We start from the raw sequence: 16100 nt of genomic DNA on the forward strand, positions 1-16100 counted from the left end.
AGGTGGCCGGATGAGCATGCCCCCGACGCCCGCCGGCTGGTACCAGGACCCCGAGGCGCCGTCCCACGAACGCTGGTGGGACGGCACCGCGTGGACCCCGCACACCCGTGTCGCCCAGGCCCAGGCGGCCGCGGGCCACGGCCTCGCACCGGCCGACCCGGCCCAGCAGACGGGGCAGCACCCGGGGCAGTTCGGTCCGCCCGCCGGGCAGCAATCAGGACAGTTCGGTGAGTCCGGACAGTTCGGTCAGCCGGGCCAGTTCGGTCCCCCGGCTCCGGCCGCCGGGTCCGGCCGTACCGGCGGGCGGGGCAAGCTCGTGGCGATGGTGGCCGCCGGGGTCGTCCTCGTGGCGTCGATCGTCACCGGCGTCGTGGTCCTCGGCAAGGACGACAAGCCGGACCCCAACGCCTCGACCCGCTCCAGCCCGACCGCCGAGGGCGTCGGCCCGGACGACAAGCCCGAACCGACCACGCCCGCCTCCAGCCCGCCGGAGAAGGACGCGAACGTCCTGGAGGACCAGCTCAACGGCATCACGCTGCCGATCCCCGAGGGCTGGGAGAAGCCGGACAGCACGGTCGAGAAGGCCGTCACGATGACCACCGAGGGCACCTACGACTGCCCCGGCGACTCGGGCTTCTGCCGCCACGGCCGGGTCACCTCGCGCACCGTGCGCTCCGGCGCGGGCAGTGACCCCGAGGTCGCCGCCAAGAGCGACATCCGCGAGGCCGCCTACAGCTCATACGACCGCGACATCGTGGAGCGCAAGCCGTACAACGGCATCAGGTCGACCAGCGAGCTGAAGTCCGAGCAGGTCGTCGTCGCCGGTTCGACGGGCTACCTGGTGCGCTGGCGTGTGAAGACCGAGGCGGGCGGCGGCGGTTACGTGCAGTCCGTGGTCTTCCCGAAGCCGGGCAGCGAGTCCCTGATCGTCGTCCGGCTCGCGTTCGACGCCGAGGACGGGCCGCCCCTGGCCCTCATGGACACGATCACCAGCGGGATCCGCCGCATCGGGGACAAGGGCGACAACGGCGGCGTCGGCTCGACGATCAAGCCGTAGGCGCAGCCCGCCCGGACCGGTTCCACTCGAACCGGCCCGGTCCGTCCCGCCCGCTCAGAGGAAGGTGTGGCCTTCCCCGCGATACGTGGGGACGGTCGCCGTGATCCGCTCGCCCTCGATCAGGTGCAGCGCGTCGAAGCGCTCGCACAGCTCACCGGCCTTCGCGTGCCGGAACCACACCTTGTCGCCGATCCGCAGATCGTCCGCGGGCGCCCCGAGCAGCGGCGTCTGCACCTCACCGGCGCCTTCCTGCGGGTCGTAGCGCAGGCCCTCCGGCAGATACGGGACGGGCGAACGGTCCTTCCCGGCCGCCCCGGACGCGGGATACCCGCCGCCGAGCACGGTGACCACCCCGACGCCCGGCCTGCGCACCACCGGCTGCGCGAAGAGCGCGGCGGGCCGCGCGCTGAACGACGTGTAGTTGTCGAAGAGCCGCGGCACATAGAGCCCTGACCCGGCGGCGATCTCCGTCACCGCGTCCTCGGCCGCGGTGTGCTGCACGCTGCCCGTACCGCCGCCGTTGACGAACTCCAGGTCCGGCGCCACGGCCCGCACCGCACGCACCGCCTCGGCCCGCCGCACGGCCAGCTCGCGCCGGGCCGCGCTCTGCATCGCACGGATCGCCCGCGACCGTACGGGGCGGCCGAGCAGCGCGTCGCCGACCCCGGCGATGTGTCCCTCGTACGCCATGATTCCGGCCAGCCGGAACCCCGGAGTCCGCGCCACCGCCCGGGCCAGATCGGCCAGTTGGGCCGGGGAGTGCAGCGGGGAGCGGCGCGCCCCGACGCGCACCCGGCCGCCCAGGAGCTTCAGCGCGGTGTCGAGTTCCAGACAGACCCGGACCTCTTCGCGCCCGCCGTCCCGCGCCGCGTCGATCAGGCGCAGCTGCGCCGGGTCGTCGACCATCACGGTCACGGCCGCGGCCAGCTTGGGGTCGGCGGTCAGCTCGGCGAAGCCGGCGCGGTCCGCCGACGGATAGGCGAGCAGGACGTCCTCGAATCCGGACCGCGCGAGCCACAGCGACTCGGCGAGGGTGAAGGACATGATCCCGGCGAAACCGTCCCTGGCCAGCACCCTTTCGAGCAGGGCACGGCAGCGTACGGACTTGCTCGCCACCCGGATCGGCTTGCCGCCGGCCCGCCGTAGGAGGTCGTCGGCGTTGGCGTCGAACGCTTCCAGGTCGACGATCGCGAGCGGGGCGTCGAGCTCGGCGGTGGCCCGGTCGTACCGGGCGCGGTGTGCGGCGCGGGGGGTCATGAAGGAAGCCTGCCAGAGACGATTACCCCGTGGTAGGGGGATGATCCGGACAGATCGCCCCTGACCTGCGGACTGGTTCCCGCGGGCACAGCGCGAGACCGTAGAGTGACGCGCAGGCAGGAGGAACGGGCCTGTCCCCACAGGTGATCGGCAGCGGTGACCTGGGGGCGGTGACCGACGGTGGTCCGGCGTGACGGCGGCCCACCGGTCGCGCGGTCACGAACGGTCGCGAACGGCAAGGCCCGGATCCGGTGGTTCGGCGAACGGGGGGTGGATGAGTACCGAAGCGCAGCGCGCCGACATCCCCCCGCGCCCCGCGTCCCCGCCCCCGCCGCTCGCCTCGACCCGGTTGCCGGACCACGCTCCGGCGGAAGCCGACGCGGCCACGGCGGACGAGTCGTCGGCGCCCGGACGTGCGGGTTTCCCCGGTCCGGAGCGCACCGGAGGCCCGGACGGCACCGGCCGCGCGCCGGAGCAGCCACCCGCACCGCCCGCCCCGCTGACCGAGGACGCCGTCGCGGCCGGACGCGAGGCCAGGAGCCGCCGCGCGAAGAACACCGCGGCGCACCGCGCGGCCTCCCACCGCGCCTCGACCGCTCGCGACGCCGCGCCGTCACCGTCTCCCTCGCCCTCGCCGTCTCCACGTGAGGGCGCCGCACCTCCGCGCCCCGCCGCACCCCCGAGGCCGTCCCGCGCCCCGGCGTCCCCGCCTCTGCCGTCGGGCCCGCCTTCGCGCGCGCAAGCGCCGGAGCGCGCGGCCGGGGAAGCACCCGCGTCCGGCGCCCGCCGGTCCGCTCCGAACGGCGGCGGCGAAGAGCGCAGGCGCGCCGGTACGGATGCGGCGGCCTCCCCGCGCACCGGTGCCCGAGTCACCGCCGACACCGGTGCCGACGCCGGTCGCGGCGCGCCCTCGGCGGACAGCGCCAACGCATCCACACCTCGTACGGACGCCCTGCGCCGCCCCCGTACCTCCGCACCGACCACCCCTGTGAGCCGGCCCGAACCCGGCCCCGAGACCTCCGTCGAGACCACCACCCGGCTGCGACCGGTCCCCGCCGAACCGTTGCCGGACGAGGCGCCGGGGCGCGAGGCGCGAGCGGCCGCGCGGGCCGACGCGCCCCAGCCGCGCGGGACTTCACACGGGAGCCATGCCGCCGGCTCGCACGGAAGCCATTCCGCCGGCCCGCACGGAAACCATGCCGCTCCCGGGCCGCGCCGTCGCCGACCCGTCGGGTCCGTGGATCTCACGCCGCAGCCAGGGGCCGGGCGGCCGCTGGTGTTCCAGGCGCCCGAGGCCTACGACGACCACACCACCCAGTTGCGCCCCGTCCGCCGCAGCCGCGCGCGGATCGCCGCCGCCGGTACCTGTCTCGTGCTCGGCGTCGGGCTCATCGCCGGTGCCGTGACCGGGAGTTGGCTGACCGGCGAGTCCGGCGCCGCCTCCCGCGACGCGAACGTGTTCGCCGCCGCCGCGCAGGCGTGGCACAGCGAACCGGTCGACACCCTCTTCCCGCCCACCGTCGTCGGCGACGGCGCGGGCCCCGGCGGCGCGGACCGCCGCTGGACCCGGATCGCTGTCGCCCCCGACGGCGACTGCGCCAAGGGCCTCGGCAAGCACCTGCGCAAGACGCTCGAAGAGGCCGGCTGCGAACGCCTCGTACGGGCCACGTACACCGACGCCACCCGCAGCCATGTCACCACCGTCGGCATGGTGTTCACCACGGCCGACGCGGAGGAGATGCGGGCCCTGCGCGCCCGCTTCGAGCGGCGGGACCTCGCGAAGCGCGAGGACCTGATGCCCAGCACCTATCCGGTGAAGGGCACGGTCGCCGCCGGGTTCGGGGCGGAGCAGCGCGCCAGCTGGACCGTGTCCGTCCTCGACGACGCCCCCGTCGTCGTCTACGCCGTCTCCGGATTCGCGGACGGCCGCGCGGTCGCCAAGCCCGAGCCCGCCGCCGCGGCCATGGCCGCCGGCGCCACCAGCGCACCCGCGCAGTCCGGCCTCGGCCACGAGGCCAAGGGCCTCGCCGACCGCATCGAGCGCGCGCTGCGCAAGAACGCCGCGCGGGCCACGGAGGACGCGTCGTGAAGCTCCGCTCCCTCGGCGCGCTGCTCCTGGCCGGCGGGCTCGCCCTGCTGCCGACGGCCACCGCGCACGCCGACACCATCCGCGCCCAGCAGTGGGCCCTCGACGCCCTGGACGCCGACCGCGTCTGGGCCACGACCAAGGGGCGCGGCGTCACGGTCGCGGTCCTGGACACCGGCGTCGACGGCACGCACCCGGACCTCGAGGACAACGTCCTCAAGGGCAAGGACATGATCGGCTTCGGCGCCGGACAGGGCGACAAGGCCTGGGCCCGGCACGGCACCAACATGGCGGGCATCATCGCGGGGCACGGACACGGTCCGGGCCGCGGCGACGGTGTGCTCGGCATCGCCCCCGAGGCCAAGATCCTTCCGGTGCGCGTGATCCTCGAGGACGGCGACAAGTCCCGTACGAAGGCCCGCAACACGCGGGGGACCGCCCTGGCCGACGGGATCCGGTGGGCCGCCGACCACGGCGCCGACGTGATCAACATGTCGCTCGGCGACGACAGCGCCTCCGCGCACGCCGACGCCCGCGAGGACGCCGCCGTCCAGTACGCGCTCAGCAAGGGAGCGGTGGTCGTGGCCTCGGCCGGCAACGGCGGCGAGAAGGGCGACCACATCTCGTACCCGGCGGCCTACCCGGGCGTCATCGCCGTGACGGCTGTCGACCGCTACGGGGCGCGGGCGTCGTTCTCCACGCGACGCTGGTACGCGACGGTCAGCGCGCCCGGCGACGACATCGTGATGGCGGGCCCCGACCGCGAGTACTACAAGGGCTGGGGCACCTCGGCCGCGGCGGCCTTCGCCTCGGGCGTCGTCGCGCTGATCCGCTCGGCCCACCCGGATCTCGACCCGGCCCAGATCAAGCAGCTCGTCGAGGACACGGCATCGGACGCGCCGTCCGGCGGCCGGGACGACTCCTTCGGTTACGGGTTCATCGACCCGGCGGCGGCGATCGAGGCGGGCGCGGAGATCAAGCCGGCCGCGGCGCACGCGTACCCGAAGAAGTACTTCGGCTCGGGTCCCTCCAAGCAGCAGGCCTCGCCCGGCGCGGGCGGCTGGCTCGGGTGGGGTGCGGGGGCCGTGGGCACGGTGCTCCTGGTGGCTGCGACGGTGCTGTGGCGGCGGGGCGGCTCCGCCGCGCGCGGGCGGTACTGAACCCGTACTCCGGCGCGGGCGCCGCCCTCACCCACGAGGCGGGTAGGGTCGGGCGACGTGGTGAACAAGAACATTCCCGACTCCGGGTACGCGAACGACGACGGCTCCGCCGCCCCCGAGCTGAGTGCCGCACTCGCCGCCTGGGCCGCGGACCGCACCGCCGCACACGAGAGCCGGGTCCTCGAAGCGCTCAAGGGCGCCCGCCTCCTGGTTCCCGTCGTCGCCGTCCTCGGCGAGGTCGAGCTCGACGAGAACGGGCTCAAGCGCGAGAAGAACAGCGACATGGCCGTGCCCACCCTCAAGGCCGGCGACCGCACCGCGCTCCCCGCGTTCACCTCCACCCAGGCCCTCGCCCTCTGGGATCCGGCCGCCCGCCCCGTCGCCGTCCCGATGCAGCAGGCGCTGCGCGCGGCCGCGCACGAGAAGGCCGACACGATCGTGCTCGACATGGCAGGGCCCGTCGCGTACGAGCTGCCCCGCCGCGCGCTGTACGCGCTGGCGGAGGGCCGCACGTCGACGGATCCGCTGGCGGACCCCGCCGTTCCCGAGGCAGTCCGCACGGCCGTCGCCGCAGAGCCGGCCGTCGTCCGGGCCCACCTCGGCGCGGGTGCCTCCTCCGACGGCACGCTCGCCCTGGTCCTCGACTCGGCGGAGCCGGCAGCCGTCGCCCAGCGGATCGCCCAGGCCCTCGCCGCCGACGAGACCCTCCGCGCCCGCCTGGTCCGCGGCCTCGACCTCGCCCTCCTGCCCGCCGACGCCACCCCGCCCGGCGAACCCCTCTACGTACGCGCTTAGGCTGATGACCATGACTGACGCAAGCCCCACCGGACAGAGCACCCCCGACTTCGACGCCATGGCCCGCGACATCGCCGAGGTCCCCGCGGTCGAGGTGATCGTGACCGTGGCGGTGAACCTGATGAGCGCCGCCGCCGTGAAGGCGGGTCTGACCGACGACGGCGACGCGCACAAGGACCTCGACGAGGCCCGCAAGCTGATCCACGCCCTCGCCGGCCTGCTCGACGCCAGTACGACGGAGATCAGCTCCTTCCACGCGGCGCCCCTGCGCGACGGCCTGAAGTCACTGCAGCTCGCCTTCCGCGAGGCCTCGCTCGTCCCGGACGAGCCCGGCCAGGGCCCCGGCGAGAAGTACACGGGCCCCGTCTTCGGCTGAGCCGCGACGGAGCCGGGGGCCAGGAGCCGACGGCCCGGATCACGGGCCGTTAGCCGCACCCCGGAAGCTCTGCTAACCTTGTGTAACGACCGGCCGGTCACCCCTGCTGCAAAGCGGAGGCACCCGGCCCACAAGTGGAGGCTCCGATCTCCCACCTTGCCGCCCGGAAGGGCAGCGGGTCACCGGTCCGACGGACACCCCGTGTGTTCCCGTCGCCATGCGCCCCGCGTACATCGCGGTGGTGCTCCGGTATGGAGCCCCGCCTGTGATCGTCCGGGGCATTTTTCATGTACCGGCGCGGTTAGGTCCAACGAAACAGACGTTACGTGGCAGTCCGCCAGACTGTCGCGTGGTGCTACCGAGGAGGATCCATCAGCACCGAGCCCCGCATCAACGACCGGATTCGCGTTCCCGAAGTGCGACTTGTCGGTCCCAGCGGCGAGCAGGTCGGGATTGTTCCGCTTGCCAAGGCCCTTGAGCTTGCTCAGGAGTACGACCTCGACCTGGTCGAGGTGGCGGCGAACGCTCGTCCGCCCGTCTGCAAGCTCATGGACTACGGGAAGTTCAAGTACGAGTCGGCCATGAAGGCCCGTGAGGCGCGCAAGAACCAGGCGCACACGGTCATCAAGGAAATGAAGCTCCGGCCGAAGATCGACCCGCACGACTATGACACCAAGAAGGGTCATGTCGTCCGGTTCCTCAAGCAGGGCGACAAGGTCAAGATCACGATCATGTTCCGTGGTCGCGAGCAGTCCCGGCCGGAGCTCGGCTACCGACTGCTGCAGCGTCTCGCGACGGACGTCGAAGACCTCGGGTTCATCGAGTCGAACCCGAAGCAGGACGGCCGAAACATGATCATGGTTCTCGGTCCGCACAAGAAGAAGACCGAGGCCATGGCCGAGGCCCGCGAAGCACAGGCCGCCCGCAAGGCGGAGGCGCCGACGACCGAGAGCCGTCGCGACCGTGCCGCGGGATCGGACGCTCCCGAAGCCGACGTCGCCGAGGCTCCGGCCGAGGAACCCGCCGAGGCCGAGGCCTGATCCAGGGCTCACGCCCCGGATGCCAACCGATACAACTGACGCTCCCGCATGCCGGTTTCACCACCGGGGGAGCGCCACTGACGAGGAGAGAACGGCGCTATGCCGAAGAACAAGTCGCACAGCGGTGCCAGCAAGCGCTTCAAGATCACCGGCTCCGGCAAGGTGCTCCGTGAGCGCGCCGGCAAGCGCCACCTGCTCGAGCACAAGTCGTCGCGCCTGACGCGTCGCCTCACCGGCAACGCCGAGATGGCCCCGGGCGACGCCAAGAAGATCAAGAAGCTTCTCGGCAAGTGACGTCACGGCCCCCGGGAACGGGGGCCGGACGCCTGGACCGGGACCAATTCGAATTCGGGCCGTGTGAACACAACCACGGCCCCGCTACAAGGAGTTAAAAGTGGCACGCGTCAAGCGCGCGGTTAACGCGCACAAGAAGCGTCGGGCGATCCTCGAGCAGGCCTCCGGCTACCGCGGTCAGCGTTCGCGCCTGTACCGCAAGGCCAAGGAGCAGGTCACCCACTCGCTGGTCTACAACTACAACGACCGCAAGAAGCGCAAGGGCGACTTCCGTCAGCTGTGGATCCAGCGCATCAACGCTGCGGCCCGCCAGAACGGCATGACGTACAACCGCCTCATCCAGGGTCTGAAGGCCGCGAACATCGAGGTCGACCGCAAGATCCTGGCGGAGCTCGCCGTCAACGACGCCAACGCGTTCGCCGCGCTGGTCGAGGTTGCGCAGAAGGCCCTTCCGGCCGATGTGAACGCTCCCAAGGCTGCTGCCTGATTTTTGCGTGTGCTCCGGGCCCGTGGACCGTTTGGTCCGCGGGTCCGTTGCTTTGCGGCGTCCCGCCTGCCCCGTCTTGTTGCGCAGTTCCCCGCGCCCCTGAGTTCCTAAGGTTGAGTCATGGTTGCCCCTGAGCTGATCTCTCCCAAGTCCTCCCGTGTCGCCGCCGCACGGCGGCTCGGGAAGCGGAACTTCAGGACCAAGGAGCGGTTGTTCCTCGCCGAGGGGCCGCAGGCCGTGCGGGAAGCGGCGGGGCACTCGACGGACGGGGCCGCCACACTCGTCGAGCTGTTCTCGACCGTCGAGGCCGCCGAGCGGTACGGCGACATCCTCGAGGCCGCGCAGAAGGCCGGGGCCAGGGTGCATCTGGCCGATGAGGCCGTGATCGCCGACATCTCGACCACCGTCACTCCGCAGGGGCTCGTCGGGGTCTGCCGGTTCCTGGACACGCCCTTCGAGGAGATCCTGGCCGCGAAGCCCGAGCTCGTCGCCGTACTCGCGCATGTGCGGGATCCCGGGAACGCCGGGACCGTGCTGCGGTGTGCCGACGCGGCCGGTGCGGATGCCGTGGTGCTCACGGACGCGTCCGTGGATCTGTACAACCCCAAGTCCGTACGCGCCTCGGTCGGTTCGCACTTCCATCTGCCGGTCGCCGTCGGCGTGCCGGTGGAGGAGGCCGTGCGCGGGCTCAAGGACGCCGGAGTGCGGATCGTCGCGGCCGACGGGGCCGGCCAGGACGACCTCGACGACGAGCTCGACAAGGGGACCATGGGCGGACCGACCGCCTGGGTCTTCGGCAACGAGGCCTGGGGGCTGCCCGAGGAGACCCGCGCGCTCGCCGACGCCGTGGTGCGCGTGCCCATCCACGGGAAGGCCGAGAGCCTCAACCTCGCGACGGCCGCCGCGGTCTGTCTGTACGCCTCGGCGCGCGCCCAGCGCAGGGACGCACGCCGGTCCTGAGCCGGATCCTCCCCGAAGTTCTCACCTTCACCGGTACACGGGGCACCCTCACCGTCACCCTCAGCTAGTAGGGTGACGGGCTCGGGGGCCCACTGATACCAGTCGAGAGGTGGGATACGGGGATATGAGTGTCGGCATCAGGGGAAAGGCCGGAGCGCACGGCTCCGTGCCGCGTCCTGCCGCGCCCCGTGTCGACTCGCCGGTGAGTCAACTCGGCCTGGATCCCGATGACTTGCCCGACGGTCTCGTCGTCGCCGACGAGAAGGGCCAGGTCGTCTGCTTCAACCAGGCGGCCGCCCGGATCACCGCCGTCTGCCCCGAGGACGCGCTCGGACGCTCCGTCGAGGACGCCCTGCCGCTGGAGGACCTCGAAGGCCGCCGCTGGTGGCAGCTGACCGATCCGTACGGCGGGCTCGCGATCCGCACCGGGCAGCCCGAGCGGAATCTGCTCCTGCCGGGCGGCCGTGAGGTCCTGGTGTCCGCGCGCTATGTGCGGACCCGGCCCACCGGGCCGCTGCACCGGCTCGTGGTCAGCATCCGGGACACCGAGGCCCGGCGGCGTACGGAGCGCAGTCACGCGGAGCTGATAGCGACCGTCGCCCATGAACTGCGCTCGCCCCTGACATCGGTCAAAGGCTTCACGGCCACACTGCTCGCCAAGTGGGAGCGGTTCACCGACGACCAGAAGAAGCTGATGCTGGAGACGGTCGACGCGGATGCCAACCGCGTCACCAGGCTGATTGCCGAACTGCTCGACATCTCGCGGATCGATTCGGGGCGTCTTGAGCTGCGGCGGCAGCCCGTCGATCTGCCCGCCGCCGTCGGGCGGCACATCCAGGCGCATGTGGCCGCCGGGCAGGTGCCGGACCGTTTCCTCGTACGGCTGCAGCAGCCGCTGCCCGATCTGTGGGCGGATCCGGACAAGATCGACCAGGTGCTCTCCAACCTTCTGGAAAATGCCGTGCGCCATGGAGAGGGGACCGTCACCATTGACGTGGCACCCCTTGAGAGCCCCCTGGAAGGGACGGCAGTCACCGTGAGCGACGAAGGCCCCGGCATCCCCGAGGAGTCGATGGGCCGTGTCTTCACCCGCTTCTGGCGGGGAAGCAAGCGCGGTGGCACGGGCCTGGGGCTCTATATCGTCAAGGGCATCGTCGAGGCGCACGGCGGGACGATCACCGTCGGCCGTGGACCCTCCGGTGGCGCCGAGTTCCGATTTACGTTGCCCGTGGGCACTCCGGGCTACCTGCTCTAGCCACTCTGCAGGCCTTCGGACCCTCCCACGGGCGTCATCAGCCACCCTGGCACCCCGTTAGACTCGACCCTTGGCGCATTTGTGTCTGCGTGGTCGCGGCCTGCGGTCCAGGAGAGACCAGTCAGCCAATCGGAAGCACGGGAAGAGATGTCGGCACCGAATAAGTCGTACGACCCTGTTGAGGTCGAAGCCTTGAAACCGGAAGAGATCGAGCGCATGCGGGACGAGGCGCTCGCCGCCTTCGCGGCCGCCGGCGACCTCGACGCGCTCCAGGCGGCCAAGGTCGCGCACACCGGCGGCACCTCGCCGCTCGCGCTCGCCAACCGCGAGATCGGTGCGCTGCCCCCGCAGGCCAAGGCCGAGGCCGGAAAGCGCATCGGCCAGGCGCGCGGCGCGGTCAGCAAGGCGCTCGCCGGCCGCCAGGCCGAGCTCGAGGCCGAGCGCGACGCCCGCGTCCTGGTCGAGGAGGCCGTGGACGTCACGCTGCCCCACGACCGCGTACCGGCCGGCGCCCGGCACCCGCTGACCACGATGATGGAGCGGGTCGCGGACGTCTTCGTGTCCATGGGATACGAGATCGCCGAGGGCCCCGAGGTCGAGGCGGAGTGGTTCAACTTCGACGCCCTGAACTTCGTGCCCGACCACCCCGCGCGCCAGACCCAGGACACCTTCTTCGTCCAGGGCACCCGCGAGGACGGCAAGCCGACCGTCGACGACGAGTCCGGCATCGTGCTGCGCACCCACACCTCGCCGGTGCAGGCCCGCGCGCTGCTCAGCCGTGAGCTGCCGGTCTACATCGTGTGCCCCGGCCGCGTGTACCGCACGGACGAGCTGGACGCCACGCACACCCCGGTCTTCCACCAGATCGAGCTGCTCGCCATCGACGAGGGCCTGACCATGTCGGACCTCAAGGGCACCCTCGACCACATGGTCAAGGCGCTCTTCGGCTCGGACATGAAGACCCGGCTGCGCCCGAACTACTTCCCGTTCACCGAGCCGTCCGCCGAGATGGACATGCTCTGCTACGTGTGCCGCGGCGAGTCGGTGGGCAACCCCGACAAGCCCTGCCGCACCTGCTCCAGCGAGGGCTGGATCGAGCTCGGCGGCTGCGGCATGGTCAACCCGCGCGTGCTCGTCGCCTGCGGTGTGGACCCCGAGAAGTACAGCGGGTTCGCCTTCGGGTTCGGCATCGAGCGGATGCTGATGTTCCGCCACAACGTCGAAGACATGCGAGACATGGTCGAGGGTGACGTCCGGTTCACCCGGCCGTTCGGGATGGAGATCTGATGCGGGTCCCGCTTTCTTGGCTGCGGGAGTACGTCGACCTGCCGGGCGACGCCACCGGCCGTGACGTACAGGAGAAGCTGATCGGGGTCGGCCTGGAGGTCGAGACCGTCGAGCAGCTGGGCGCGGGCCTCACCGGTCCGCTCGTCGTCGGCAGGGTCCTCACCATCGAGGAGCTGACCGAGTTCAAGAAGCCCATCCGCTTCTGCACCGTCGACGTCGGCCAGGCCAACGGCACCGGCGAGCCCCAGGAGATCGTCTGCGGCGCGCGCAACTTCGCCGTCGGCGACAAGGTCGTCGTGGCCCTGCCCGGCGCCGTGCTCCCCGGTGACTTCCGGATCGCCGAGCGCAAGACGTACGGCAAGATGTCGCGCGGCATGATCTGCTCCAGCGACGAGCTGGACATGGGCGACGACGGCACCAAGGGCATCATCGTCCTGCCGCCCGAGCACGAGGTCGGCACCGACGCCACCAAGCTGCTCGAGCTGTACGACGAGGTCCTCGACATCGCCGTCACGCCCGACCGCGGCTACTGCCTGTCGATGCGCGGTGTGGCCCGCGAGGCCGCCACCGCGTACGGTCTGCCGCTGCGCGACCCGGCGCTGCTCGACGTGCCCGCGCCGAACGCGTACGGGCACCCGGTGCAGATCGCCGACCCGCTCGGCTGCGACCGCTTCACGGCCCGTACGGTCGTGGGTCTGCAGCCCGAGGCCCGCTCCCCGATCTGGCTGCAGCGCCGTCTGCAGAAGGCCGGGATGCGCCCGATCTCGCTCGCGGTCGACGTCACCAACTACGTGATGCTGGAGCTCGGTCAGCCCCTGCACGCGTACGACCGGGCGTCCATCGACGGCCCGATCGGCGTGCGCCGTGCCGCGGCCGGCGAGAAGTTCACGACCCTCGACGGTGTGGAGCGCGTGCTCGACGCCGCCGACCTGGTGATCACCGACAACCGCGGCCCCATCGGCCTCGCGGGTGTCATGGGCGGCGCCAACACCGAGATCGCCGACACCGAGGTCGACCCCGAGACGGGCCTGGCCCAGGGCACCACCGAGGTCGTCATCGAGGCGGCGCACTTCGACGCGCTCTCCATCGCCCGCACCGCGCGCCGCCACAAGCTGTCCTCCGAGGCGTCCAAGCGCTTCGAGCGCGGGGTCGACCCGAAGGCCGCGTCCGCCGCGGCCCAGCGGACCGTCGACCTCCTGGTGCTGCTCGCGGGCGGCACCGCCGAGGCCGGTGTCACCGAGGTCATCGCGCCGAACGCGCCGCACACCATCACCATCCCGGCGAACCACCCGGACAAGGTGGCGGGCGTCGACTACGGCCGCGAGACCGTCGTACGGCGGCTGCAAGAAGTCGGCTGCGACGTGTACGGGCAGGACGAGCTCGTCGTCACCGTGCCGTCCTGGCGCCCCGACCTCACGGACCCGAACGACCTGGCCGAGGAGGTCATCCGGCTCGAGGGCTACGAGAACCTGCCCTCGACGCTGCCCAAGCCCCCCGCGGGCCTGGGTCTGACCGACCGCCAGCGGCTGCACCGCCGCGTCGGCCGCGCCCTCGCGGGTGCCGGGTTCGTCGAGGCGCTCAGCTACCCCTTCATCGGCGAGGCGGTCTTCGACCAGCTGCAGCTGGAGAAGGACGACCCGGCCCGCCGTGTCGTCAAGCTGGTCAACCCGCTCTCCGACGAGGAGCCCGCCCTCCGTACGACGCTGCTGCCGGGCCTGCTCCACGCGCTGCGCCGCAACGACGGCCGGGGCAGCCACGACCTGGCGCTCTTCGAGACCGGTCTGGTCTTCCACCCGGCGGAGGGCCGCGGCACCGCGGTCCGTCTGCCGGTGGACCGCCGTCCCACCGACGAGGAGCTCGCGGGTCTCAACTCCGTGCTTCCCGTGCAGCCGCGGCACGCCGCGGTCGTCCTCGCGGGCGCCCGTGAGCAGGCCGGCTGGTGGGGCAAGGGCCGTCCCGCCGACTGGGCCGACGCCATCGAGGCCGCGCGCAGCATCGCGCACGAGGCCGGCGTCGACCTGCTCATCGACCAGGGCCAGTACGGTCCTTGGCACCCGGGCCGGTGCGCCGAGCTGTCCGTGGTGATCGACGGGGTGAAGACCCCGGTCGGTCACGCCGGTGAGCTGCACCCGCGTGTGGTCAAGGCGTTCGGTCTGCCGGCGCGCACCTGCGCGATGGAGCTGGACCTCGACACTGTGGAGCGCGCCGTCGACGGCACGCTCCAGGCGCCGCGTATCTCCACCTTCCCGGTGGCCACGCAGGACGTCGCCCTGGTCGTGGACGGCGAGGTGCCGTCCGCCGTGGTCGAGCACGCGCTGCGCTCGGGCGCCGGTGAACTCCTGGAGGACATCCGGCTGTTCGACGTCTACACCGGCGGTCAGGTCGGCGAGGGCAAGAAGTCGCTGGCGTACGCGCTGCGCTTCCGCGCCGCCGACCGCACCCTGACGGTCGACGAGGCCTCGGCCGCCCGTGACGCCGCGGTGGCCGCGGCCGCCGAGCGGACGGGCGCGGTGCTGCGGGGCGCGTGACCGTGGCGTAAAACCCCTGGTGAGGGGCGCACTTGGAACATCAAGTGCGCCCCTCACTCATTCGGGTGAGAAGTACGGACTCCCCGGCCCGGCCGGGCCGGCCCCTGGACAGAATCGATCCGGCCGTACGCCGAAGCCGTCCCGCCAGGTGACCCGGCTGACGCGCCCCTCTCGGGGCCGGCCCCGGCTGGACAAGGGCCTTAGGAGGCCGTCGGCGATGATCCGTATCAGGTCCAGGGCACTTGCCGGAGCGCGCCTCGGACATCGCATCCCTCCGGCGCGGTCGACCCGGTTGCGACGACGCCTGACCGCTTTCGCCCTGCCGACCCTGTGGGGCGGGGTCGCCATCCTCTACAAGCTGACCTGCCCGCTCGCCCAGCAGGACGGGCTCGTGGCCCGGATCGCCACCAGCGCTGTGTTCTTCGCGGTCGGCACCGGGCTCATATTCGGGGTCCGGCGCGCACTCCTGCAGGAGCTGGCCCAGATCCGCGAGGTCGCGGGCGCCGCGCAGCGGGTGCTGCTGCGGCCGCTGCCGCCGCGCCTCGACGGGCTCGCCCTCGCCGCCGGGCAGCTCTGCGCCCACCGGGCCGCGTCCGTCGGCGGTGATCTGTACGAGGCCGTCGCCACCGACCACGGCGTCCGGATCGTCATGGGCGATGTGCGCGGTCACGGCCTCGCCGCCATCGGCACCGTCGCCGCCCTGCTCGGCAGCTTCCGCGAGGCCGCGCACGACGAGGCCGAACTCGGCGCCGTGATGCGGCGGTTGGAGCGGGCGATGCAGCGGCATCTGCGCGAGCGCGCCCGGGCCGAGCACCCCTCCGCGTGCTCCACGGAACCCGAATCGCCGCTCGCCGAGGAGTTCGTCACCGTCCTGCTCCTGGAGATCCGGCACGACGGCTCCGTGCACGCGCTCAACTGCGGCCACCCCTGGCCGTACCGCCTCGGACCCCGGATCGACCGCATCGCGTACGGCGAACCGCTGCCGCCGCTCGGGCCGTTCCCGCTCCCCGCCGAACTGACCGTGCAGCACTGCGGGCCGCTGCGCGCCGGCGAGACGCTGCTGCTGCACACCGACGGGGTCGAGGACGCACGGGACGCGGCGGGGCGGTTCTTCCCGCTGGCCGCCGTGCTCGCCGCGAACCGCGGTTCGCCCGGCGATCTCATCAAGACCGTGAGCGACGCGCTGTTACGGCACACCGGCGGCCGGCTCGCCGACGACATGGCCCTGCTCGTGCTGCGCAACGAGCGGCGCAAGGTGCCGCAGCAGCCCGGGGGGCCGGTGGTGCGCGGGGCGCGGACGGTCACCTGACCACGGGCTGCCACCCGTGCGCACGACCACGGGCTGCCACCCGTGCCGGTGATCCCGGGCGGCCGGGGCCACCGACGGCCCACGGCATGCCACCCGTTCGTCCTCCGGTGCGGCTAACCGGAGCGAAGCGCGCCGCGCGCACCAGCGGCCGGCCGGCGCCGCCTGCCTCGCCGCGGAGAGTTCCGGCAGGCGGTACGAGGCAGGCGACG

General features: G+C 72.5%; 14 protein-coding genes. 13 read left to right on the forward strand and 1 reads right to left on the reverse strand.

The annotated features are described in order from the left end of the window. Nucleotides 1-10 precede the first annotated feature (10 nt). Nucleotides 11-1057, forward strand: a complete 1047-nt coding sequence (locus ACIBI4_RS11415; protein WP_399203481.1) for a DUF2510 domain-containing protein — start codon at nucleotides 11-13, stop codon at nucleotides 1055-1057. 54 nt (nucleotides 1058-1111) lie between these two features. Here ACIBI4_RS11415 and ACIBI4_RS11420 read toward each other — a convergent pair whose 3' ends face one another. Continuing rightward, nucleotides 1112-2314 carry an amino acid deaminase/aldolase gene (locus tag ACIBI4_RS11420; protein ID WP_399203482.1) on the reverse strand — a complete coding sequence of 401 codons (1203 nt, stop codon included), beginning with the start codon at nucleotides 2312-2314 and terminating at the stop codon, nucleotides 1112-1114. 274 nt (nucleotides 2315-2588) lie between these two features. On the opposite strand from ACIBI4_RS11420, the gene ACIBI4_RS11425 reads away from it, so the two are divergent. From ACIBI4_RS11425 to ACIBI4_RS11480, 12 genes are all read left to right on the forward strand, one after another. After that, nucleotides 2589-4403 carry a hypothetical protein gene (locus ACIBI4_RS11425; protein ID WP_399203484.1) on the forward strand — a complete coding sequence of 605 codons (1815 nt, stop codon included), beginning with the start codon at nucleotides 2589-2591 and terminating at the stop codon, nucleotides 4401-4403. Further along, on the forward strand, nucleotides 4400-5560 hold the full coding sequence (gene mycP / locus ACIBI4_RS11430) for a type VII secretion-associated serine protease mycosin (protein ID WP_399203485.1): 1161 nt from the start codon (nucleotides 4400-4402) through the stop codon (nucleotides 5558-5560). The genes ACIBI4_RS11425 and mycP overlap by 4 nt, the downstream gene beginning before the upstream one ends. A 57-nt stretch (nucleotides 5561-5617) precedes the next feature. Next, nucleotides 5618-6355, forward strand: a complete 738-nt coding sequence (locus ACIBI4_RS11435) for an SseB family protein (RefSeq protein ID WP_399203486.1) — start codon at nucleotides 5618-5620, stop codon at nucleotides 6353-6355. A gap of 10 nt (nucleotides 6356-6365) precedes the next feature. Beyond that, nucleotides 6366-6731 carry a DUF1844 domain-containing protein gene (locus ACIBI4_RS11440; RefSeq protein WP_399203487.1) on the forward strand — a complete coding sequence of 122 codons (366 nt, stop codon included), beginning with the start codon at nucleotides 6366-6368 and terminating at the stop codon, nucleotides 6729-6731. 326 nt (nucleotides 6732-7057) lie between these two features. Beyond that, entirely contained in the window at nucleotides 7058-7771 is a 714-nt protein-coding gene (gene infC, locus ACIBI4_RS11445) for a translation initiation factor IF-3 (RefSeq protein ID WP_399203488.1), read from the forward strand. 99 nt (nucleotides 7772-7870) lie between these two features. Beyond that, on the forward strand, nucleotides 7871-8065 hold the full coding sequence (gene rpmI, locus ACIBI4_RS11450) for a 50S ribosomal protein L35 (protein WP_003947156.1): 195 nt from the start codon (nucleotides 7871-7873) through the stop codon (nucleotides 8063-8065). A 100-nt stretch (nucleotides 8066-8165) separates the two neighbouring features. Further along, the gene (gene rplT / locus ACIBI4_RS11455; protein WP_006350245.1) at nucleotides 8166-8552 is read left to right on the forward strand and encodes a 50S ribosomal protein L20; all 387 of its coding nucleotides are present in this window, start codon (nucleotides 8166-8168) and stop codon (nucleotides 8550-8552) included. A 120-nt stretch (nucleotides 8553-8672) separates the two neighbouring features. Beyond that, nucleotides 8673-9512 carry a TrmH family RNA methyltransferase gene (locus tag ACIBI4_RS11460; protein WP_399203489.1) on the forward strand — a complete coding sequence of 280 codons (840 nt, stop codon included), beginning with the start codon at nucleotides 8673-8675 and terminating at the stop codon, nucleotides 9510-9512. Between the two features lie 124 nt (nucleotides 9513-9636). Beyond that, on the forward strand, nucleotides 9637-10767 hold the full coding sequence (locus ACIBI4_RS11465) for an ATP-binding protein (protein ID WP_399203490.1): 1131 nt from the start codon (nucleotides 9637-9639) through the stop codon (nucleotides 10765-10767). A gap of 147 nt (nucleotides 10768-10914) precedes the next feature. After that, nucleotides 10915-12054 carry a phenylalanine--tRNA ligase subunit alpha gene (gene pheS / locus ACIBI4_RS11470; protein WP_399203491.1) on the forward strand — a complete coding sequence of 380 codons (1140 nt, stop codon included), beginning with the start codon at nucleotides 10915-10917 and terminating at the stop codon, nucleotides 12052-12054. Further along, entirely contained in the window at nucleotides 12054-14582 is a 2529-nt protein-coding gene (gene pheT / locus ACIBI4_RS11475) for a phenylalanine--tRNA ligase subunit beta (RefSeq protein ID WP_399203492.1), read from the forward strand. The genes pheS and pheT overlap by 1 nt, the downstream gene beginning before the upstream one ends. A gap of 217 nt (nucleotides 14583-14799) precedes the next feature. Next, nucleotides 14800-15891 (forward strand): PP2C family protein-serine/threonine phosphatase, encoded by a 1092-nt coding sequence (locus tag ACIBI4_RS11480; RefSeq protein ID WP_399203493.1) that lies wholly within the window; start codon nucleotides 14800-14802, stop codon nucleotides 15889-15891. Nucleotides 15892-16100 lie beyond the last annotated feature (209 nt).

Origin of the sequence: Streptomyces sp. NPDC050418, assembly GCF_044458745.1 — a bacterium.
Taxonomy (GTDB): Bacteria; Actinomycetota; Actinomycetes; order Streptomycetales; family Streptomycetaceae; genus Streptomyces.